This is a genomic window from Streptomyces sp. NPDC003720, assembly GCF_042875075.1.
Lineage (GTDB): Bacteria > Actinomycetota > Actinomycetes > Streptomycetales > Streptomycetaceae > Streptomyces.
The window spans coordinates 789,180-809,905 of record NZ_JBIANZ010000001.1; the positions used below are offsets into that span (position 1 = coordinate 789,180).

18 protein-coding genes are annotated in these 20,726 nt (G+C 73.4%); 7 read left to right on the forward strand and 11 right to left on the reverse strand.

The features are described 5' to 3' along the window. Positions 1-2: 2 nt before the first annotated feature. The 8 genes from ACFYU0_RS03885 to ACFYU0_RS03920 all read right to left on the reverse strand — a co-directional run bounded on the left by ACFYU0_RS03885 (position 3) and on the right by ACFYU0_RS03920 (position 6,468). A complete protein-coding gene (locus ACFYU0_RS03885) occupies positions 3-851 on the reverse strand; it encodes a DMT family transporter (protein ID WP_389297569.1) in 849 nt (282 codons plus the stop codon). A gap of 142 nt (positions 852-993) precedes the next feature. Further along, positions 994-1,332, reverse strand: a complete 339-nt coding sequence (locus ACFYU0_RS03890; RefSeq protein ID WP_351663057.1) for a hypothetical protein — start codon at positions 1,330-1,332, stop codon at positions 994-996. A 132-nt stretch (positions 1,333-1,464) separates the two neighbouring features. After that, a complete protein-coding gene (locus tag ACFYU0_RS03895; RefSeq protein WP_389297570.1) occupies positions 1,465-2,019 on the reverse strand; it encodes a hypothetical protein in 555 nt (184 codons plus the stop codon). 16 nt (positions 2,020-2,035) lie between these two features. Further along, positions 2,036-2,293 carry a hypothetical protein gene (locus ACFYU0_RS03900; RefSeq protein ID WP_389297572.1) on the reverse strand — a complete coding sequence of 86 codons (258 nt, stop codon included), beginning with the start codon at positions 2,291-2,293 and terminating at the stop codon, positions 2,036-2,038. A 134-nt stretch (positions 2,294-2,427) separates the two neighbouring features. Continuing rightward, positions 2,428-3,243: an ABC transporter permease gene (locus ACFYU0_RS03905; RefSeq protein ID WP_351663065.1), complete on the reverse strand. Its 816-nt coding sequence runs from the start codon at positions 3,241-3,243 to the stop codon at positions 2,428-2,430. A gap of 12 nt (positions 3,244-3,255) precedes the next feature. Beyond that, positions 3,256-4,149 carry an ABC transporter permease gene (locus tag ACFYU0_RS03910; protein WP_351663068.1) on the reverse strand — a complete coding sequence of 298 codons (894 nt, stop codon included), beginning with the start codon at positions 4,147-4,149 and terminating at the stop codon, positions 3,256-3,258. 3 nt (positions 4,150-4,152) lie between these two features. Next, entirely contained in the window at positions 4,153-5,349 is a 1,197-nt protein-coding gene (locus ACFYU0_RS03915; RefSeq protein WP_389297574.1) for an ABC transporter substrate-binding protein, read from the reverse strand. 87 nt (positions 5,350-5,436) lie between these two features. Next, positions 5,437-6,468 carry an ABC transporter ATP-binding protein gene (locus ACFYU0_RS03920; protein WP_351663074.1) on the reverse strand — a complete coding sequence of 344 codons (1,032 nt, stop codon included), beginning with the start codon at positions 6,466-6,468 and terminating at the stop codon, positions 5,437-5,439. 110 nt (positions 6,469-6,578) lie between these two features. Here ACFYU0_RS03920 and ACFYU0_RS03925 point away from each other — a divergent pair, with 110 nt between their 5' ends. The 3 genes from ACFYU0_RS03925 (at position 6,579) to ACFYU0_RS03935 (ending at position 9,007) form a co-directional block, all read left to right on the forward strand. Further along, on the forward strand, positions 6,579-7,319 hold the full coding sequence (locus ACFYU0_RS03925) for a FadR/GntR family transcriptional regulator (protein WP_389297575.1): 741 nt from the start codon (positions 6,579-6,581) through the stop codon (positions 7,317-7,319). A 37-nt stretch (positions 7,320-7,356) separates the two neighbouring features. Next, positions 7,357-8,139 (forward strand): cache domain-containing protein, encoded by a 783-nt coding sequence (locus ACFYU0_RS03930; RefSeq protein ID WP_351663080.1) that lies wholly within the window; start codon positions 7,357-7,359, stop codon positions 8,137-8,139. A 106-nt stretch (positions 8,140-8,245) separates the two neighbouring features. Further along, positions 8,246-9,007, forward strand: a complete 762-nt coding sequence (locus ACFYU0_RS03935; RefSeq protein WP_389297577.1) for a beta-glucanase — start codon at positions 8,246-8,248, stop codon at positions 9,005-9,007. Between the two features lie 90 nt (positions 9,008-9,097). On the opposite strand, the gene ACFYU0_RS03940 is transcribed toward ACFYU0_RS03935, so the two are convergent. Together ACFYU0_RS03940 and ACFYU0_RS03945 are read right to left on the reverse strand one after the other, a co-directional pair. Further along, positions 9,098-10,576 (reverse strand): glutamate-cysteine ligase family protein, encoded by a 1,479-nt coding sequence (locus ACFYU0_RS03940; protein ID WP_389297579.1) that lies wholly within the window; start codon positions 10,574-10,576, stop codon positions 9,098-9,100. 139 nt (positions 10,577-10,715) lie between these two features. Beyond that, positions 10,716-12,779, reverse strand: a complete 2,064-nt coding sequence (locus tag ACFYU0_RS03945; RefSeq protein ID WP_351663088.1) for a SpoIIE family protein phosphatase — start codon at positions 12,777-12,779, stop codon at positions 10,716-10,718. Between the two features lie 147 nt (positions 12,780-12,926). Here ACFYU0_RS03945 and ACFYU0_RS03950 point away from each other — a divergent pair, with 147 nt between their 5' ends. Next, on the forward strand, positions 12,927-15,374 hold the full coding sequence (locus tag ACFYU0_RS03950; protein ID WP_389297581.1) for a SpoIIE family protein phosphatase: 2,448 nt from the start codon (positions 12,927-12,929) through the stop codon (positions 15,372-15,374). 6 nt (positions 15,375-15,380) lie between these two features. Here the strand turns inward: ACFYU0_RS03950 and ACFYU0_RS03955 are convergent, their stop codons facing one another. Continuing rightward, the gene (locus ACFYU0_RS03955) at positions 15,381-17,258 is read right to left on the reverse strand and encodes an acyl-CoA dehydrogenase (RefSeq protein WP_389297583.1); all 1,878 of its coding nucleotides are present in this window, start codon (positions 17,256-17,258) and stop codon (positions 15,381-15,383) included. 386 nt (positions 17,259-17,644) lie between these two features. Here ACFYU0_RS03955 and ACFYU0_RS03960 point away from each other — a divergent pair, with 386 nt between their 5' ends. The 3 genes from ACFYU0_RS03960 (at position 17,645) to ACFYU0_RS03970 (ending at position 20,616) form a co-directional block, all read left to right on the forward strand. After that, positions 17,645-18,328, forward strand: a complete 684-nt coding sequence (locus tag ACFYU0_RS03960) for a ScbR family autoregulator-binding transcription factor (RefSeq protein WP_389297584.1) — start codon at positions 17,645-17,647, stop codon at positions 18,326-18,328. A gap of 124 nt (positions 18,329-18,452) precedes the next feature. Further along, complete coding sequence (locus ACFYU0_RS03965; protein WP_389297586.1) at positions 18,453-19,691, forward strand: cytochrome P450; 1,239 nt, start codon at positions 18,453-18,455, stop codon at positions 19,689-19,691. Positions 19,692-19,959: 268 nt separating this feature from the next. Then, a complete protein-coding gene (locus tag ACFYU0_RS03970; protein WP_389297587.1) occupies positions 19,960-20,616 on the forward strand; it encodes a ScbR family autoregulator-binding transcription factor in 657 nt (218 codons plus the stop codon). Positions 20,617-20,726 lie beyond the last annotated feature (110 nt).

The window sequence follows — 20,726 nt, forward strand, 5'->3', positions numbered from 1 at the left end:
GGTCACCGCTCCCTGATCCGCTGGACGGCCTGGCTCAGCACCACCACGCCGGCCACGATCAGCACGGCGCCGCACACCGAGGGCAGCAGCCACCAGCCCGTGCGGACGCGCTCGTCGAACAGGAAGATGCCCAGGGCCAGACTCACCACCGCGTCACCGATGGTCAGCGCGGGCTGCGACGCGGCCAGCGGACCGGCCTGCAGCGCGTTCTCCAGCAGCAGCACGGCCGCCGCGCCGGCCAGCGCGAAGCCGTACGTCTGCCAGGACCGCAGGAACGCCGCGAAGCCCTGGTCGGCGAAGGTTCCCGTCGCCGACTTCAGCAGGGCCGCGGTCAGGGCGTTGCCGGTGGCGGAGGCGGCCGCGAGCAGCGCGGCCCGACGGGTCGCGGGGCGCCCCCGGCCGGCCAGCAGGACCATCGCGGCCATGGCGCCGAGGCACAGGGACAGGGCGGGGATCCAGCGCTCCATCCCGGCCTGGTCGGTCGCCCCGTGCGGTGCGGCCGCGGCGAGCAGGACGGCCAGGCCCGCCACTACGCCGCCGACGCCCCACCAGCCCCAGCGGGGCAGCCGCCGGTGCATCAGGGGCCCGGCGATGAGCAGGGCGAACGGAAGCTCCAGGATGAACAGCGGCTGCACCAGCGCGAGCGGCCCGTTGACGAGGGCCAGGCTCTGGCACACCGCGGCGCCGATCACCCCGGCCATGCCCAGCACCCAGGCGGGCCTGCGCACGAGCTCGCCCAGCAGCCGCAGCCCGCCTCGCCGGCTCGCGGAGGCGGCCTTGCGCTGCAACGCGGTGCCCGCGGCGTTGCTCGCCGCTCCCGCGACGGCGAACACCGCGGCCAGTTCGATCACGACCGTCTCCCGCCTGCGGACACTGCCTTGCGGAGGAGCCTCGGGCACCCTCAGCCTACGGAAGCCCTCGCCGGGGCGCCGCCGCGCCACGGGCCGTTACGGCCGTACGGAGGCACGCGTCGGCGGGCGCGGCCGGATGTCGTCAGCCGAACAGCGGGAACCGGTGCGCCGCGGCGCCCAGCGCGTCGCGTCCGGCGTCGGTGAGCGCGGCCCGCCCGGTGCCCACGCGTACGCAGCGCGGGTCGCTCCACCCCGCCGGGGTGGGCCGGCCGAGCAGGCCGTCGAGGGTGGAGCGGACCGCGGCGGGCACCGCGCGCGACGGGCCGGGGGCGTGCGGGAGCCGTACGACCATGTCGAGCTGGTGGACGGTCGCCTCGACGGCGAGCGTGGTCATCGGGTCGCCCGCGGTCAGGACGTGCCCCTGGGTGGCCACGCGCGCGGCGGGGTCGACGCAGGCCGCCGCGCGCCAGGTCGCCGCCACCGTCTCCGTGTACAGACGGCCCAGCCGGTGCAGCCGGTGGAGAGCCGGGACTCCTCGTCGCCGAGTTCCGCCACCACCGCCGAGGCGGCCTCCTAGGCCGTACGCGGTGTCAGGGCCGGGTCGACGGTCCGGTCATCGGTCATGCGGCTCGGCGCCGGTGGCGCCGGGTCCGTGCCGGTCATCGGCCAGCGCCGCCCGCATCCGGCACAGCCTCCGGTGCTGGAGGTTGCCGTACGGGATGAACCAGCCGAGGAAGACCACGGTGAGCAGCGCGAAGCCCAGGGTCGGGCGCGCCCCGGCGGTCAGCGCCGTCAGCGCGGTCACCGAGCAGAACAGCACGACGAGCACGACCTGCGCCGCGACCCGGTGCCGGGTGCGGTGCAGGCGCTGCTCCACCAGGGCGCGCATGGCGTCGCGCTCCGCCGGATCGGTGGGCGCCTCGCCCTCGCGCAGCCTGCCGTCCAGTCCGACGAGCCGGTCCGTGGAACCGCCGGCCGCGCGCTTCTCCCTGCGGCGGGCCGCCACCACCACGGCGATGCCGCCCACTGAGCACAGCGCCGTCCGGGTCACAACGGAGGCGGCCGAACGCGACGGGTACAGCAGCAGGATCAGGGCGCTCGCGAGCAGGACGGACAGCAGCATCTGCACCCACAAGTGCCGGCGCAGGAAGTCGTTCAGGCGTTCCACGACCCCCTCCCGGCCCTCAGCGGCGTGCCCGGCGGCGGCCGGCCACCCGGACGGTGAGCGCCCCGGCGAGCAGGACCCAGGCCACCGCGCTGTACAACCAAGCCGTCGTCCCGCGCACCGCGCCGACCGCGCTCCACACCGCCCAGAGGGCGAGGACGGCGCACCCGGCCGTCCACGCGATGTCGGTGATGCGGGCGCGCAGCTGCGCGCGCTGCACGGTGCCCGGTTCGAGGTCACCCAGTCCCCGGTCCAGCGGTGTCCCGCGCGATGTCACGACCTGTCTCCTCCCGTTCGGGGTCCGAGGCCTGACGCGTACCCGGCCGGGGCCGGTGCATGTCGTCAAGTACCCTGCTCCATACGGAAGTTGGTGATCCGTTTAGGGGTCCCATCGCCCGTGGGCGCGACCCCTCACACCCGGCTCGACGTGGCCGTGTCCGCGGACAGCCGCTGGGCCGCGTAGATCGGCAGGACCGAGAGCAGGACGAGGACGGCGGCCACGACGTTCACCACGGGCGCCTGCTGCGGCCGGGTCATGTTGTTGAAGATCCAGATGGGCAGGGTCTCGACGCCGGGGCCGGCGGTGAAGGTCGTGACGACGATCTCGTCGAAGGACAGGGCGAATGCGAGCAGGCCGCCGGCCAGCAGGGCGGAGCGGACCAGCGGGAAGGTGACGTCCGCGAAGGCGCGGAAGGAGCTCGCGCCGAGGTCCATCGCCGCCTCCTCGTACGACGCGGCCGTGCGCCGCAGCCGGGCCACGACGTTGTTGAAGACCACGACGATGCAGAAGGTGGCGTGGCCGACGATCACGGTGAACAGGCCGAGGCCCACACCGAGCGGCTCCAGGACGGTGCCGAAGGCGGAGTTGAGGGCGATGCCCGTGACGATGCCGGGCAGCGCGATCGGCAGCACCACGACGAAGGACACCGTGCCGCGGCCGAAGAAGCGGTGCCGGGCCACCGCGAACGCGATCAGCGTGCCGAGGACCAGCGCGATGGCCGTGGCCCCGAGACCCGCCTTCACCGACACCCACACCGCCGCCCGCGCACCGGAGTTGTCCGCGGCCACGGACCACCAGTGCAGGGTGAGTCCCGGCGGTGGCCAGCTCGCACTGCGGTCCGGGCTGAGGGAGTTGACGAGGACGAGCAGCAGCGGGACGTAGATCACCGCGAAGCCGAGCGCGGCGCCCAGTCGCAGGGCGATCCGCGCGGTGCGGCCGAGATGCATGGCGCTCCTCCTCTACAGGTTGTTCAGGGCGCCCGTACGGCGGATCGCCAGCAGGTACAGGACGATCACCACCACGGGCACGGTGCCGAGCGCGGCGGCCATGGGCAGGTTGAGTTCGATGTTCGAGTACACGAGGTTGCCGATCAGCTGGGTCTTGCCGCCGACGATCTGCACGGTGATGTAGTCGCCGAGGCTGAGCGAGAAGGTGAAGACCGATCCGGCGGCGACCGAGGGCAGCACCATGGGCAGGACCACCGAGCGGAAGGTGCGGCCGGCCCGCGCGCCGAGGTCGGCCGAGGCGTCGAGCAGGTTGCCGGGGAGCTGCTCCAGGGCCGTGTGGACCGGCAGGATCATGTACGGCAGCCACAGGTAGGTCAGGGTGAGCACGGTGGCCGGCAGGCCGAAGCCCGGGCCGTCCAGCCCGAACGGCCGCAGCATCCAGTCGGCCAGGCCGCCCTCGGCGAGTATGAGCCGCCAGGCGTACACCTTGACCAGGTAACTCGCCCAGAGCGGCGTGAGGATGGCGACCACCAGCAGCGGGCGCCACCTCGGCCGGGCCACCCGCGCGGTGTAGAACGCGACCGGGAAGGCGATCAGCGCGCACAGCACGGTCACCGCCAGGGCCACGCCGACACTGCGCAGGACCACCTGCCGGAACACCGGTGTGGTGAACAGCGCGTGGAAGTTGTCCGTCGACCAGACCTTCACCACCTGGGAGGTGAAGGAGTTCGTCGTCCAGAAGGCCGAGACGAACAGGACCGTCAGCGAGCCGAGGTAGAGGACGGCGAGCCACAGCAGCGGGGCGGTGAGCAGCAGCGTCAGGCGCAGCCGGGGCCTGCGGTGGAGGGTCCCGGCGAGCCGCCGGACGGTGCCCCGTCCGGCGGCCGGCGTCACATCGGTCGTCACCGCTCAGCCCTTGATCTCGGTCCAGGCCTGCACCCACTTGGCGTACGGCACGCAGCGGACGTCGGTGCGGCCGTCGAGGCACTGCTCGATCGGCGTGTTCCAGAAGGCGATGTTCTTCCAGTAGCCCTCGTCGGAGGCGTGGTAGGTCGCGCAGAAGGTCTTGTCGCTCGTCTCGGAGCAGGCCTTGGCGTTGGCCGGGGCCTCCCCGAAGTACTCGGCGACCTGGGCGTTGACCTTGGGGGAGACGATCCAGTCGAGCCACTTGTAGGCGCAGTTGGGGTGCTTGGCCTTCGCGGACACCATCCAGGTGTCGGACCAGCCGGTCGAACCCTCCTTGGGGACGAAGGCCTTGACCTTGGCGCCCTCGTCGGCGGCGAGGCCGGCGATGACCTGCCAGGTGGTGCCGACCACGGAGTCCCCGCTCTTGAAGGCCGAGACCTCCTTGAGGTAGTCGCTCCAGTACTCGCCGATGTCGCCGTTCTGCTTCTTCAGCAGCGCCACGGCGGCGTCGAACTGCTTCTGGTCGAGCGCGTAGGGGTCCTTGATCTTCAACTCGGGCTTGGTGGCCTTGAGATACAGGGCCGCGTCGGCGATGTAGATCGGCGAGTCGTACGCGGTGACGTGCCCCTTGTGCCGCGCGGCGTCGTCGAAGACGGCCGACCACGAGGTGGGCGCCGGGCTCACCTTCTCGGTGTTGTACATCAGCAGGTTGGCGCCCCGGCCGTGCGGGATGCCGTACATCTTGCCCTTCACGGAGTTCCAGGAGCCGTTCTTCAGCCCGCTGAAGACGTCCTTGTAGTTGGGGACGAGCGCGGTGTTGACCGGGGCGGCGTCACCGGAGGCGATCAGGCGCAGGGAGGCGTCGCCGGAGGCGGACACCGCGTCGTACTCCCCGGTCTTCATCAGCTTGACCATCTCGTCGGAGCTGGCGGCGACCTTGGAGTGGACCTGGCAGCCGGTCTGCTTCTCGAAGTCGCCGACCCAGTCGACCTTGGGGTCGTTGGAGCCGTCCTCGACGTAGCCGGCCCAGGCGATCAGATTGACCTGGCCCTCGGTCCGGCCCAGTTTCGTGGGCGCCTTGAGGTCGGGCGGGTTGAGACCGGTGGCGGCGGAGCCGCCGGAGCCGGAGGAGTCGCAGGCGGCGGCCAGCAGCAGCGCGGCGGCGCCGGCCGCGGCCTTCAGGGTACGGGTGAGACGCACGACGTTCTCCAGGTGTGAGGGAGCCTTGCGTGGAGCGGGAGCGGGAGCGGGAGCGGGAGCGGGGGAGTGGGGACGGGGCGTGCGGGGTCAGGTGGGCAGCCGGACGGCGTGACCGCGGTGCCAGCGCAGCCTGACCCGGGTGCCGCGGTAGGCGGCGACGTCCTCGGACGAGGTCTCCAGGTTCTGCTGCAGGGCGGTGAGCCGGCCGCCGCCGTCGAGGTCGACGAGGAACCGGGTGGCGTCACCGAGGTAGACCACCTCGGCCACGGTGCCGGTCGCGGTGGCGTGCCCGGGCTCGTCCGCCTCGGCGGACTCCTTCAGCACCCGGATCTTCTCCGGACGGATGTTGTAGGTGCCGGGCGCGCCGGCGATCCGCCGGGCCGTCTCGCCCTCGAGCAGGTTCGAGGTGCCGACGAAGGAGGCGACGAAGGGGGTGGCGGGCCGCTCGTATATCTCCGCCGGAGTGCCGACCTGCGCGATGCGGCCCTGGTCGAAGACGGCGATGCGGTCGCTCATCGTCAGGGCCTCCTCCTGGTCGTGGGTGACGAAGACGAAGGTGATGCCCACCTCCCGCTGCAGCGCCTTGAGTTCGACCTGCATCTGCTCGCGCAGCTTCAGGTCGAGGGCGCCGAGCGGCTCGTCGAGCAGCAGGACCCGGGGACGGCCGACGAGGGCGCGGGCGAGCGCGACGCGCTGGCGCTGGCCGCCCGACAGCTGGGCGGGACGGCGCCGGCCGTAGCCCTCCAGACGGACCTCGGCCAGTGCCTTGCGGGCGCGGACCAGGCGCTCGGCCTTGGGCACCTTGCGGATCTTCAGGCCGTAGGCGACGTTCTGCTCGACCGTCATGTGCGGGAACAGGGCGTAGTCCTGGAAGACGGTGTGCACGTCCCGCTCGAAGGGGGCGAGGCCGGTGACGTCCTGCCCGGCGAGTTCGATGCCGCCCCCGGTGGGGGTCTCGAATCCGGCGATGAGCCGGAGCACCGTCGTCTTCCCGGAACCGGACGGGCCGAGCATGGAGAAGAACTCCCCGTCCCGGACCTCCAGGTCGACCCCGGCCACGGCGGTCGTCTCCCCGAACGACTTCCGCAGACCCTGCAGCCGGATCGCAATCCCCTCCATGCGGGAACCTTTCTGGCGCGCTCAACGTTGACCGCAAACATATGAAGTCATAGTTCTGAACTCAAGAGCCCCTTAAGGTAAAGCTTCAGTCAACGCATGAGGTGGTGGCCGTGAGGCAGCACGAGAGAGAGGGCGGCGCGCGCCTGGCCGTCTTCGCCCCGGTGGACAGCCGGGCGCGCGTGGACGCCGTCGTCCGCCGCATAGGCGACGCGATCGAGCTGGGCCTGCTCGCCGACGGTGAGCAACTGCCCGGCGAGAGCGACCTGGCCGGGCAGCTCGGCGTCTCCACCGTGACCCTGCGCGAGGCCCTCATGGCCCTGCGGCAGCAGGGCCTTGTCACCACCCGCCGGGGCCGCGGCGGCGGCAGCTTCGTCTCCCTGCCCGAGGTCCCCGCCGCCGACCGCCTGGAGGCCCGGCTGCGCGGCTGGAGCACCGACGAACTGCGCGACCTCGGCGACCACTGGGCCGCCCTGTCCGGCGCCGCCGCCCGCCTCGCCGCCCAGCGCACCGAACCGGGCGACCTGGACCCGCTGCGCCGCACCGCCGAGGAGCTGGCGCGGGCCGCGGACGCGGCCACGCGCAGCCGGCTGTACGGCCGTTTCCACGTCGAGCTCGCGGCCGCCGCCCAGTCCGCCCGGCTCACCCGCGAACAGGTGGCCCTGCAGAGCGAGGTGGGGGCGCTGCTGTGCCTGGTCCTCGGCAGCGACGAATATCGTGAAGAAGTGGCGGAGCGTCACCGCTCCGTAATCTCCGCCGTGCAGGATGGGGCCGACCACACGGCCGGCACGCTGGCCGAGCGGTGCGTCAGGGACGCCACGGCACGGCTCGTCGCCGTACGCCTCACCCTCTGAACGCGCCGCGTCCGGTTCCCGTCCGCTGGAGGACACCATGGGCTGGAGCCCCGCGCGAACCGCCTCTGCGGCCGCCACGCTGGACACGGACGTCGAGTCCTGGGTGGCCTCCCAGGTGGGCCGCGCGCTGGAGACGGTCTTCGAGGCCGTCGCCGCCACCCGCGCCGACACCGCGGCCCTGCTGGCCAGGGTGTCCGCACGCGGCGGACGTCCGACGAGCGCCGACCTCGCCGCCCTGCGCCCCGGACTGCACCACCGCCTGACCGGCCAGGCTCTGGTCTCCGGCGCCGGCTTCGTGGCCGCCCCCGGGCTGCTGGCCGACGTACCGGCGTGGCTGGAGTGGTGGCAGAAGGGCGCCGACGGAGACCTGCGGCCCCTGCTGCTCGACCTGGACCCCGGCCACACGGCCTACTCCGACTACACGCACTGGGACTGGTTCACCCTGCCCCGTGACACCGGCCGCCGAGCCGTGGCGGGCCCCTACGTCGACTACCTCTGCTCCGACGAGTACAGCCTCACCCTGTCCGCACCGGTCGAGACCGCGGGGCGCTTCGCCGGAGTCGCCGCCGCCGACGTGTACCTGCGGCACTTCGAGGCCGCCGTACTGCCCCTGCTGCGCCGGCTGCCCCGCCCCGCCCATCTGGTGAACGCCCGCGGCCGGGTCGCGGCCTCGGCGGACCCCGCGCACCTCGCGGGCTCGCTCACCAAGGGCCCCGGCTTCGGCGACCTGCTCGCCGGGTCCGCGCCCGCCGGGCACCCCGGCCTGCGGCTGGTGCCCTGCCACGGCGTCCCGCTGGTCCTCGTCCAGCGCGAGGACTGAGCACGCTCCGGCGCGTGCGCGGGCGCCCTTCACCCGGACGGGTCATTCCGGAGGCGTTCCGGCCGTCCCGGCGCATGGGCGGGCCCCAGCCGGTGAGACATCGGTCATGGAACAACCGACACCGAACGGCCCGGTTCCGGCTCCGCGCACCCTGTCCCGGTCCGACGTGGTGTTCACCGCGGACTTCGGCTCCGAACGGCAGTGGGTCGCGGGCCGCTCGTGGGCGTATCCCGACGGCGGCCCGGAGAACCCCGGCGACGACAAACTCGACCACCTGGTGTCCGACGCCGCCTACAGCCGCTCGGGCGTCTTCCGGGCCAGGCGGCGGCCGGACGGCCGGTGGAACACCGGACTGCTGACCACCGAGGGCAGCGAGGAGGCGTTCCTGCTGCGCGCGGGAGACGTCCTCACGGCCCGGGTGCGGCTGCCCCGGGAGACCGGCGCATGGCCCGCCATCTGGACCTGGCGCGACGGCGACCAGGAGATCGACGTCTTCGAGTACCACCCCGACAACCCGGATCTGCTGGAGCTGTCCAACCACGCGCGCGGCAGCGCCAGTTACTTCCGCGACGACGCCGTCCGCCCCGGCGCCTGGGTCGACCTGCGGACCGACTTCGACGCCCGGTCCGTCGTCTGGTGGGTGAACGGCGCCAGGGCCTTCGCGGACCGGCGCGGGGTGGGCGCCGGCTGGCACGCCCACCTCATCGTCAACCTGTCCGTGTCCGCCGGGCGTTACCACCCCGCGCCCGGCCGGTCGACGACGTCGATGTCGTTCGAGGTGAGGGACCTCGTCGTGCGGCGGCCGCGAACCGCCGCCGCGCAGGAGGGGGCGGAGGTGCGGAAGGACGGCGAGGAGCAGCCCGCCTGAGGGGCGTTCCGTCCGCCGGTCCGGCCGGCGCTGACGGGCTGCCCGGCCCGTGCCCGGCACCGCCGGCGGCCGCGTCCGCGCGGCGCCCGGTCAGTCCACCGGCCAGGTGTGGACCGGGGCGTTGAGGTGCATGTAGTCGATGTACAGCTCGGTCATCCGGCGCAGCGCCTCGTGGCGGCCGGCCTGGGTGCCGGACTCGATGCGGTGGAACATCTCCTTCTGCCACACCGCCCCGTTGCGCGCCGTGACGCAGCGCTGCTCGATGATGCCGAGCAGCGGCTCCCGCCAGGCCGAGTCCATGCCGGAGTGCTCCAGACCCCGGTGCGCCAGCGGCAGCAGCCGGCGCAGCACCAGTTCGGGCACCGGCACCTCGCCCATGCCGGGCCAGTACAGCAGGGCGTCGATCCCGTGCCGGGCCGCGGTGTGGAGGTTCTCCTCGGCCGCGGCGAAGGACATCCGCGACCACACCGGCCGGTCCTCCTCCACCAGAGCGCGCGTCAGCCCGTAGTAGAAGGCGCCGTTGGCCAGGGTGTCGGCGACGGTCGGCCCGGCGGGCAGCACCCGGTTCTCGATCCGCACGTGCGGCTTGTCGTGGGCGATCGCGTAGACGGGCCGGTTCCAGCGGTAGATGGTGCCGTTGTGGAGGGACAGTTCGGACAGCTCGGGGATGTCCCCGCGGTCCAGCGTCTCGCCGGGCCTCTGCTCGTCGCACAGCGGCAGCAGGGCCGGGAAGTAGCGCAGGTTCTCCTCGAACAGGTCGAAGACGCTGTTGATCCACCGCTCGCCGAACCACACCCGGGGCCGCACCCCCTGGATCTTGATCTCCTCGGGACGGGTGTCGGTCGCCTGCTCGAACAGCGGCACCCGGGTCTCGTGCCACAGCTCCTTGCCGAACAGGAACGGCGAGTTGGCCGCCAGCGCCACCTGCACCCCGGCGATGGCCTGCGCCGCGTTCCAGTACCCGGCGAAGTTCTCCGGGGACACCTGGAGATGGAACTGGGTGCTGGTGCACGCGGCCTCGGGGGTGATCGTGTCGGCGTACGTCCGCAGCCGGTCGACGCCGTCCACCTCGATCCGCAGGTCCTCGCCGCGCGCCGCGAAGACCTGGTCGTTCAGCAGCCGGTAGCGCGGGTTCTCCGACAGGGTCCCCTCGCCGATGTCGTCCTGCCGCAGCGTGGGCAGGATGCCGATCACGACCAGGCGCGCCCCCACCGACCTGGCCCGCTCGTCCGCGTGGTTCAGCGCGGCCCGGATCTCGGACTCCCAGGCGTCGGGCCCGCCTTCCGTCAGCGCGCGGGGCGGCACGTTGATCTCCAGGTTGAACCGGCCCAGCTCGGTGGACCACGCGGGGTCCGCGATCGCCTCCAGCACCGCGGTGTTGCGCATCGCGGGCTCGGCCGCGTCGTCGACCAGGTTCAGCTCGATCTCCAGCCCCACCTGGGGCCGCTCCGCCTCGAAGAGCTGCTCGCGCAGCATCTGCGCGAAGACGTCGAGACACTCCTGCATCTTGATCCGGTACCGGCGCCGGTCCTCACGGGTGAAGACGAGCGCCGGGACGTCCCGTCCCATCGGCCCTCCTGGATCGCGCTCCTCGAAAGACCTCCCGTCCCAGGGTGGCATTGTCGGGCGAACCGCACCATGCGGGGCGGCCCTTGCCCGGCGGCGGACGGTGCGGGCGGTGCGGGCGGTGCGGGGCGCCACCCGGGGGTCACAGCGCCCGGGCGACCAGCAGCGCCACGTCGTCGTGGTCCTCGGGATGCCGCAGTCCGTGCAGCAGCAGTTCGCAGGTCTCCTCCAGCGGCCGTCCCGGGTCGTCGAGGAAACCGAGGAGCACGTCGAGGCGGTCGTCGATGGGGTGCTGCCGCGTCTCCACGAGGCCGTCGGTGTACAGCACCAGCAGATCGCCGGGTCCCAGCTCCGTCGTGGACGTCTCGAACTCGACGCCCCCGACGCCGAGCGGCGCCCCGGCGGGCAGGTCGAGCAGCTCGGGAGCACGGCCGGGCCGGGCGAGGGCGGGCGGCATGTGTCCCGCGTTCGCGACGGTGCACCGCCGGGTGCGGGGGTCGAAGACGGCGTACAGGCAGGTGACGATGTAGTGCTCCAGGTCGCAGGTGATCCGGTCCAGGTGCTGGAGCACCGCGTCGGGGGCGAGGTCGAGGTCGGCGTAGGCGCAGGTCGCGGTGCGCAGCCGGCCCATGGTGGCGGCCGCGTCGATGCCGTTTCCCATGACGTCGCCCACGACCAGCGCGGTCTTGTCGTCGGCCAGCGGGATGACGTCGTACCAGTCGCCCCCCACCTCGCTGGTGGCCTGCGCGGGCTGGTACCGGGAGGCCAGCTCCAGGCCGGTGCTGTGCGCCGAGTGGTCGGGCAGCAGGCTGCGCTGCAGGGTGAGCGCGGTGTTGCGCACGCTCTGGAACCAGCGGGCGTTGTCGATGGCGATCGCGGCGCGGCCGGCCAGCTCGCCGGCCAGCACCACGTCGTCGTCGTCGAACGGCAGCGGGTTGCGGGTGCGTTTGAGGTCGAGCGCGCCGAGCACCTCGCCGTGCGCGATGAGCGGCACGGCGAGGTACGAGTGCACGCCCGCCCGGGCCAGATAGGCCACGGCCTCCTCATTGCGCGCGATGCGCGGCAGATCCCGCTCGCCGACGTGCCGGACCAGGACCGGACGGCCGGTGTGGACGCACAGGGTCACCAGCCGGTCACCGTCGTAGGAGGCGAGGTCGCCGGGCGGGTCGGCGGCCCGCAACGCCACCGTGGGGTGGGCCGCGCGGAGCGCGAGGGCGCGGAACAGCTCCGCGCCGTTGTCCGGCCGGCGGACGCGCCGGCAGGCCAGGGCCGAGTCGAGGACGTCGACGGCGACCACGTCGGCGAGCACCGGGGTGGTGATGTCGGCCAGCTCCCGCGCGGTCTGCTCCACCTCCAGCGAGGTGCCGACCCGGGTGGAGGACTCCGCGATGAGCGCCAGCCGCCGCCTGGCCCGGTCCGCCTCGGCGGCCGCGTGGTGCCGCTCGGTGACGTCGACGACCGAGGCGGCCGCGCCCAGCACCCGCCCGCCGGGGTCCTCCAGGCGGTAGAAGGACAGCGACCAGGCGTGCTCCTGCTCCGGGTCGGACGGCGGCAGGCCCACGTGGTACTGGTCGAGCAGCGGCAGGCCGGTGGCGAGCACCTGGCGCAGACAGGACTCGACGGTGCCCACGTCGAGGAAGGGCAGCATGTCCCGCAGCCGGCGCCCGATGTGGTCCTCGGCGGGAGCACCGTCGATCCGCTCCAGCGCCGGGTTGACCAGCAGGTAGCGCAGATCAGGGTCCAGCAGGGCCAGACCGATGGGGGACTGGTTGATCAGCCGCTCGCACAGGGCCAGGTCGGTCTCCACCCGCTGCAGCAGCGTGTGGTCGGCCGCGATGCCCAGGGCGTACACCTCTCCCACGTCGTCCAGCAGCCGCATGGTGCGGAACTCCGTCAGGCGGCTGCTGCCGTCCTTGTGCCGGATGGGGAAGGCGCCCGCCCATCCCCGGCCGGTCTGAAGGACCTCGGAGAACAGGCCCACCACGGCCTGCAGATGCTCGGGACGCACCAACAGCTGCGCCGCGTACTGGCCGAGCACGTCCTCGGCGGTGTAACCGAACAGCTCCTCGGCCTGAGGGGTCCAGAAGACGATGCGCCCGTTGGTGTCGAGCGCCACGGCGGCCACGCTGAGCACGTCCAGCAGGCCGGTCGGGCGGGGCCGCTCGCGGCTGTGCTCGTCGTCGGCGCGGAAGGAGTCCACTGCCATACCGGATCCACCTCCACCGGTCGTGCTCCGAGCGGCGCGGACCGGTATCTCCATGCTGCCCCCGGCGCCGGGCCCGCCCCAACCGCAGAGGGCCCGTGCACTTCGGGCCGGCCGGCAGCACCATGGGGATGACGGGAGATGGAACCGATGGAACCTGCCGGAAACGGCCGCGACGCGGCCATGTCCGCGGCGCCGGGCGACCTTCTCGACGCCTCCACCGACGCGGCGGCGGTGCTGTCGGCCGACGGCGTCGTGGCGGGCTGGACCCGCGGCGCCGAAGCGCTGCTCGGCCATCGCGCGCCGGACGTGGTCGGCCGCCCCGCCGCCCGCCTGCTCGCCGGCCCCGGGGACCCGGCGCGGGCCGCGGCCGTCGCGCGGCACTGCCGCACCGGAATGGGGTGGAACGGCCGCATCGCGCTGCGGCACCGGGACGGCCGCGACCTCGATCTCGACGTCCGGGTCTCGGCGCCCTTCCGGGTCCTCGGCGAGGAGTGCTTCCTGGTCTCGGCGCACGAGCAGCGGACCCGGTGGACCATGGGCCAGTCGGTCCTCGACGGCTTCCTGACCCGCTCACCGGTGGGGATGGCCGTGATGGATCTGGATCTGCGCTATGTGTGGCTGAACGACACGCTGGAACGATCCGGCGGTGTGCCCCGGGAGCAGCGGCTGGGGCGACGGCTGAGCGAGCTGCTGCCCGGTCTGCAGGCGGACGTCCTGGAGGGGCGGATGCGCAAGGTGCTCGCCACGGGCGAGCCGGTGACCGACTACGAGTACCTGGGATGGAGCTGGGCCGATCCCGGCCGCCGGCACGCCTACTCCACGTCCTTCTTCCCGCTGGTCGACGCCCACGGCGCCCGCAACGGCGTCTGCTACATGGTCCAGGACGTCACTGAGCGGTGGAACGCCCGCCAGCTGCTGTCGCTGGTGAGCGAGGCGGGCACCAGCATCGGCAGGACCCTGGACGTGCCGCGCACGGCGCAGGAACTGGCCGACTTCTCGGTCCCGCGGTTCGCGGACTTCGTCGTCGTCGACCTCCTGGAGCCGGCGCTCGGCGCGGAGGGCCAGGGCGCCCGGCCGGCCGGCGCCGGACCCGCGATGCGCCGCGCGGGCCTGCGGTCGGTGCGGGAGGGCTGCCCCGAGGCGATGGCCGGGGCCGGCGAGGAGGTGCGCTTCCAGCCGCCCCCCGGCGATGTGAACCCGCTGGTCAGCGGCGAGCCGATCCTCGTCCCCGTCCTCGACCCGGCCGACCCCCGCTGGCGGGCCGAACAGCCCGCCGTGGCGGACCGCCTGCGCGACTTCGGCCTGCACAGCCTCATCTACGTGCCGATGCGGGCCCGGAACACGGTCCTCGGGCTCGCCGGCTTCTTCCGCTCGGTCAACCCGGTGCCGTTCGGACCCGACGACGTGCTGCTGGCCGGGGAACTGGTGGCGCGGGCGGCGCTGTGCGTGGACAACGCCCGCCGCTATACCCGGGAGCACACCGCCGCGGTCACCCTGCAGCGCAGCCTGCTGCCGGACGCCCCGTCCGGCGGCACGGCACTGGACGTCGCCTCCTGCTACCGTCCGGCGGACGCGTCGGGCGGGGTCGGCGGCGCCTGGTTCGACGTGATCCCGCTGTCCGGCGCGCGGGTCGGCCTCGTCATCGGCGACGTGGTGGGGCACGGCCTCCCCGCGGCGGCGAGCATGGGCCGGCTGCGCACGGCCGTGCAGACCCTCGCCGCGATGGAGATGCCCCCGGACGAGCTGCTGGCCCACCTCGACGATCTGGTGCTGCGGCTGAGCGACGAGGAGGCCGGCCGCGACCAGGCCGGCCGCAGCACGACCACCTTCATCGGCGCGACCTGCCTCTACGCCGTCTACGACCCGGTCGGCGGCCGGTGCGCGGTGGCCCGGGCCGGACACCCGCCGCCCGTGGTCGTCGCGCCGGGAGCGCCCGCCCGTTTCCCGGACATCCCGGCCGGCCCACCGCTCGGACTGGGCGGCATGGCCTTCGAGGCCGCCGAGCTCGACCTGCCGGAGAACACTCTGCTCGGCCTCTACACCAACGGGCTCATCGAAGGCGCCGACCACGACATGGAGTCGGGCATGTCCCGGCTCGCACAGGTGCTGGCCGGGTCCGGGACCGGCCTCGACGCCCTGTGCACGTCCGCCGTGCGACGGCTGGTGTCCACGCCCCAGCCGGACGACGTCGCCCTGCTGCTGGCGCGCACCCACGCCCTCGGCGCGGACCGGGTCGCCTCGTGGGACGTGCCCGCCGACCCGGCCGCCGTGGGCCGCGCCCGCGCGGCGGCCACCCGCCGGGTGACCGAGTGGGGCCTGGGCGAACTGGCCATGACCACCGAACTCATCGTCAGCGAACTGGTCACCAACGCGGTCCGCTACGCCCGGCCCCCGATCCGGCTGCGGCTGGTGCGCGGCGCCCGGCTGAGCTGCGAGGTCAGCGACGCGAGTCCCACCGCTCCCCGGCCGCGGCACGCCCGCAGCACGGACGAGGGCGGGCGCGGGCTGCTCCTGGTGGCCAGGCTCGCCCAGCACTGGGGAGCCCGCCACACGGCCGACGGAAAGATCATCTGGGCCGAGCAGGAGATTCCGTGAGGGCGGTCAGTCCCCGGAACCGTCGCAGGCGTCGCCGGTGCAGTGGCCGGCGAGCGAGCGGGGTCCGCCCGCGGCCATCGGAATGCCGTCTAGGTACTCCCTGGGCAGGTCGAAGCCCTCGACCAGGTCGGTCATGCGCGGCGCGAGGTCGCGCAGGACGTCGTCGACGAACCGGGGCAGGGCCCGCACCTGGTCAGCGGAGAGGTGGCCGTCGGCCAGCAGGTCGCCGGTGAACTCGCCGAGCTGCTGTAGCAGGAACAACCGGCAGAGCCGCTCCAGCAGTTCGCCCGCCTCCGGCCGCCGCGCCCGGGCCGCGGCGGCCAGGAAGGCGTCGGCCGCCTGCAGCCGGGCGTGCACCGAGACCATCTCCAGGGCGGCGGAGGAGGCGCCGTTCCACCGCTCGACCGGATCACCGGAGGGTCCCTGACGCAGGGCCGCCCGCGCCCGGTCCTGCCAGACCGCCTCGGCCCGGGCCAGCAGCCCGCGCAGGTGCCGAGCGTCCGACAACCGCTCGACACTGCCCGGGGGGTCGGGGTCCTGCCGGGGCGGCTGGTGCTCGAAGAGCATCTCGGCGGCCGCCTTCACCCAGATCACCAGGTTGTCGCCCTCGGCGGTGATGGTGCCCTCGATGTACTGCGGGAACTCCGACAGGCCGTTGGCGGCGAACAGGGCCTGGGCGCCGCAGCGTTCCCGGCACTCGACCGTGATGTCCCGCGCCTGCCAGGTGATCCAGCTCTTCGCCACGGCGATCAGCCGCTCGGCGTCCGCCCGTTCCCCGGCGTCCACCGCGTTCCGCGCGCAGGCCCAGCGGGCGAGCGCCGCGCGGTGCAGGAAGGTCATGGCGTAGGCCGTGGCGATGCCCTTCAGCAGCCGCCCGTGATGCGAGCGATGGGCGTTGACCGGAATGCGCTCACCCGCCCGCGGCCCGCTGACCAGCCGGTGGTCGCCGTAGCGTACGGCTATCGCGAGCGCGGCCCGGGTCGCGCCGACGGCGGCGCCGCTCATGCACAGCTTGCCCATGGTGACCCGGCCGATGGAGTGCAGGAACCGCTTGCGCCGGTTCCCCAGCGCGCTGTGCAGCCGGCCCTCGGCGTCCAGCCGGCCGTGCCCGGACTCCAGCAGGGCCTCGCGCGGCAGCGCCACCCGGTCGAACGAGGTCAGGCAGTGGTCCACCGGGGCGCCGGTGCGCAGCGGCAGCCGGCGGACCCCGACCCCCGGCAGCAGCCCCCGCTCGTCGCTCAGCGGGGTCAGGAACAGGAAGACGCCCTCGTCCCGGCCCTCGACCAGGAGGCGGGCGGCGACCACGGCGCTCTTCGGGCCGCCGGTCATGCTGGTGTTGGGCATGAACTTCTGCGCGCCTGGGTGCGGGGTGTGGAGCACGAATCCGCCCGTCTCCGGGTCGAGTTCGGCGGTGGTCTCCAGCGCCGAGGCGTCGTTGCCGTGGTCCAGCTCGGTGCACAGGAACGTTCCGGTGCGCCGCAGGGCCGTGAAGTCGGACAGGTCCCGTCGCCCGGCGCCCCCGTGGTCGAGCAGGCTGCCGAGGAAGAGGTTGTAGTGGATGCTCGCCACCGTGCACAGGCCGCCGCCGCCGTCCACGATCGCCGCCCACTCGTGCAGCGCCGCCAGCAACCGGGGGTCGTCCGCGAGTCGTTCGGCGTCCCCGGCGGTGTCGTTCACCAGGCGCAGCCATTCGTAGGAGAGCTCGGCGCGCTCGGCGGCGCCGAGTCCGGGTCGGTGGCGGAAGGTGTCCTTGGCGATGAGGTCGCGCCACATGCCGTGGACGCGGTCCCGGTCGTCGCCGTCGAAGAGGAGCCGGGTCAGCTCGCCGTGGTCCTCGATCTCCGGCGGAGGAGGGAGGTGTACCTGGGACGTCAGAAGGGTCATGACCCTCTCCCGTGGTCGCGGATCCGGCAGGGTGGGTTGCGCAGAGTCAGAAGATACGGACCTCCCGGTTTGCTAATCAAGCCAAGTTTCTGCCAACGGTGGCCGAACAGAGGGGCCTTGCGGACTCCGGCGGAGGCGGTCGTGAGCGGAATCCCCAACTCCTCGCCGGTGGGACGTTCTTCCCGTGCGGGCAGGCGCGGCGGGGCATTGAGATACCGGGCGACAGGTTTTATCGTGGCGTCGGCGACGGCCCGGGGAGCCCGCGCACCCGGTGAAGGGGAGGCATCCATATGGTTGAAAGGGCATCTTCCGAGGTGGCACGATACGTACCTGTCGGTTTCTTTTCGTGGCCGACCGGTCCGTGAAGCCAGTGCGGAAGGTGTGCCGTGGCCCTGCAGGAACGAGCGATCAGGACGAGGCGCAACATCCTGGTGGCGGCCGCCGACGTGTTCGCCGACGTCGGCTACGAGGCCGCGACCATCTCGGAGATCCTCCAGCGGGCGAACGTCACCAAGGGCGCGCTCTACTTCCACTTCGCCTCCAAGGAACAGCTCGCCCAGGCGGTGCTCACCGACCAGTTGAAGTCGGTGCCGGAATCGCCGCCACGGGAACTGGTCCTGCAGGAGGGGCTGGACGCGGGTTTCCTGCTCGCCCATCTGCTCGGCTCCGGGGACCCCATGGTGCGCGGCAGCATCCGCCTCACCGTGGACCAGGGCTCACCGCACGACGGGCTGGACCGGCGGGTGCCGATGGCCGCCTGGGTCGACTACAACGCCATGCTCCTGGAACGGGCGAGGGCGAACGGGGAGCTGCTGCCCCAGGTCGACGTCCGGGCCGCGGCGAAGGCGTTCGTGGCCGCGTTCACCGGGGCCCAGGTGCTCTCCAAGATCATGAACGATCACTCGGACCTGATGGAGCGGGTGGTCGACCTCTACCGGCACCTGATGACCAGCATCGCCGTCCCCGCGGTCCTGGTGCGCCTGGACATGTCGCTCGACCGGGGCAGACGCGTCCACGAGGAGGCCATGGAGCTGCGCGCGGAGCCGCAGGAGGCCCCGGCCGCCGGCTGAGCGGAGGCCCTCCGCGGAGCACGGCCGCCGCCGGGCCGCTCCCGGAGCGGGGGAGCGGACATCGCTGCCATGGGCACGTCGCCACGCCCCAACGTGATGCAGGACCGACCCAGGGAGCACACCGATGGAACAGAACGCCTGCCCCTACGCCTTGGACCTCATGGGCCGGGACCACATGGGCGAGGCCGCGACCCTGCGCGCCCAGGGCCCCGCGGTACAGGTCGAGTTGCCCGGCGGGGTCCTCGCCTGGGCGGTCGTGGGACAGAGCCACGTGGAGCGGCTGCTGACCGACCCGCGCGTCTCGCGCAGCGCACGGCTGCACTGGCCGCCGTTCATGACGGGGGAGATCACCGAGGAGTGGCCGCTCTACCCGTGGGTGGCCAACGAGAACATGCTGTTCGCCTACGGGGAGCACCACACCCGGCTGCGCCGCCTGGTGGCCGGCGCCTTCACGGCGCGGCGCTCCGAGACGCTGCGGCCCCGCGTCCGGGAACTGTCGGCCGAACTGCTCGGCGAACTCGCCGTGCTGCCGCCCGGCGCCCCGGTCGACCTGCGGACCGCCTACGCGGAGGTGCTGCCGCTGCGGGTCGTCTGCGAACTGTTCGGCGTGCCGCGGGGCGCCGAGACGGACGCGCTGTCCGCCGCGCTGAGCACCGTGTTCAGCTCCACGGTTTCCGGTGCGGAGATGGAGGCCGCCCGGCTCGAGGCCTTCGGGAGGCTGGCCGCACTGGTCAAGGACAAGCGGGAACGGCCGGGCGACGATCTCACCAGCTCGCTGATCGCGGCCCGCGACCACGGCGACCGGCTCACCGAGGACGAACTGCTGGGCTCCCTCTTCATGTTCATCGCCGCCGGCCAGGACACCACCGCAACCCTCATCACCAACGCGGCCGGCGCCCTGCTCACCCACCCCGAACAGCTCGCGCACGTCCGCGAGGGCCGGGCCGGCTGGGCGGACGTGGTCGCCGAGACCATGCGCGTGCACACGCCCGGCGCCTACGCGCCGATGCGGTTCGCCGTCGAGGACATCGACCTGGACGGGGTACTGATCCGCAAGGGCGACTGCATCCTCGTCAACTTCGCGGCCGGCGGCCACGAGACCGAGCGGCACGGACCCGACGCGGACCGCTTCGACCTGCTGCGCGAGCGCGACCGCGACATCCTCGGCTTCGGCCACGGGCCGCACCGCTGCCTCGGCGCACCGCTCGGGGAGATCGAGGCGGCCTCCGCGCTCTCCCGGCTTTTCGAGATGTTCCCGGACGTGGAACTCGCCTGCTCACCGTCGGAGTTGGCGCCGCTGCCGACCTTCATGCTCAACGGCTACCGCTCGCTGCCCGTCCGCTTGCGCCCACAGGACTCCTGAGCGCGCGGGCGGCCGCCGGCCGGAAGTCCGCCGTCCCTCGCGGGCGGCGGACCCCGCCCGGGCCCCGCCGCCGACCCGACGCGCGGTTTCCGGCTGGGGCGCACGGCGAACTCCCCGCATGTGCAAGGGTATTTGAGAGCCCTTACGGGTTTTCGCACCCGGCGTGACGTCAGGCCTTGCCGAGCCCGTCCCGCATAAACATACTGAACATGCGGTTTACGGGGTCGAGGAGTGGCCTGCCTCCGCTCCGGCCCAGGAGGAGGGCGTCATGGTCAAGCAGGTACGCGCGGCTCGCACCCGGCAGGCCCTGATCCGCGCGGCGGCGGAGGCCTTCGCCCACGACGGCTACGCCCGCGCCTCCCTGCCCGCGATCAGCGGACGGGCCGGAGTCAGCGCCGGTGCGCTGCACTTCCACTTCCCCAGCAAGGACGCCCTCGCCCGCGAGATCGAGGGCGCCGCCGCCTACTCGGTGCGGGAGCTCGCCGAGTGCGCGGGGTCCACGGAGACTGGGGCGGCCGGGACGCTGGTCGGCGCGATCCGCCGGCTGGTGGTGGCCCTGGCCGCCGACCCGGTGGTGCGCGCCGGCTTCGTGCTGAGCGCCGACCCCGCGCGCCGCGACGGGACGGCGGCGCTGGACACCTGGCACGACTGGGTGCGCGACACGGCCCGGCGGGCCCACGAGGCGGGGGAGTTGCGGGACGGCGTCTCGCCCGAGGGCGTGGCCACCGTCGTGGTGGCGGCCACGGTCGGCTTCGAGCGGCTCGGCGGACCGCACCGCGACCCGGAGTCGGAGGACCGCATGGTGGAGTTCTGGACCTGCCTGCTGCCCCGGCTGACCGCCGCGCCGGTCCCCGGCCCCGCCCTGACGCCAACCGGTGAGCCGGTCGCCGGCCGGGGCGCCGAGAACAGCATGGCCGGTCTGTAGGCCTCCGTGCCCCGCCGGTCGGGTCGCGAGCCGCCCGCAGTACGCACCGAGCGGGACGAGGCACACCCGGACGCGGACGTCGCCGCCCGGGACCTGGTCGGCACGCCCGC

Coding starts and splice junctions, on each gene's coding strand:
- ACFYU0_RS03905 (WP_351663065.1), bottom strand. CDS start 3,243: ATGCATCTCGGCCGCACCGCGCGGATCGCCCTGCGACTGGGCGCCGCG.
- ACFYU0_RS03920 (WP_351663074.1), bottom strand. CDS start 6,468: ATGGAGGGGATTGCGATCCGGCTGCAGGGTCTGCGGAAGTCGTTCGGG.
- ACFYU0_RS03930 (WP_351663080.1), top strand. CDS start 7,357: ATGGGCTGGAGCCCCGCGCGAACCGCCTCTGCGGCCGCCACGCTGGAC.
- ACFYU0_RS03935 (WP_389297577.1), top strand. CDS start 8,246: ATGGAACAACCGACACCGAACGGCCCGGTTCCGGCTCCGCGCACCCTG.
- ACFYU0_RS03940 (WP_389297579.1), bottom strand. CDS start 10,576: ATGGGACGGGACGTCCCGGCGCTCGTCTTCACCCGTGAGGACCGGCGC.
- ACFYU0_RS03945 (WP_351663088.1), bottom strand. CDS start 12,779: ATGGCAGTGGACTCCTTCCGCGCCGACGACGAGCACAGCCGCGAGCGG.
- ACFYU0_RS03950 (WP_389297581.1), top strand. CDS start 12,927: ATGGAACCTGCCGGAAACGGCCGCGACGCGGCCATGTCCGCGGCGCCG.
- ACFYU0_RS03955 (WP_389297583.1), bottom strand. CDS start 17,258: ATGACCCTTCTGACGTCCCAGGTACACCTCCCTCCTCCGCCGGAGATC.
- ACFYU0_RS03965 (WP_389297586.1), top strand. CDS start 18,453: ATGGAACAGAACGCCTGCCCCTACGCCTTGGACCTCATGGGCCGGGAC.
- ACFYU0_RS03970 (WP_389297587.1), top strand. CDS start 19,960: ATGGTCAAGCAGGTACGCGCGGCTCGCACCCGGCAGGCCCTGATCCGC.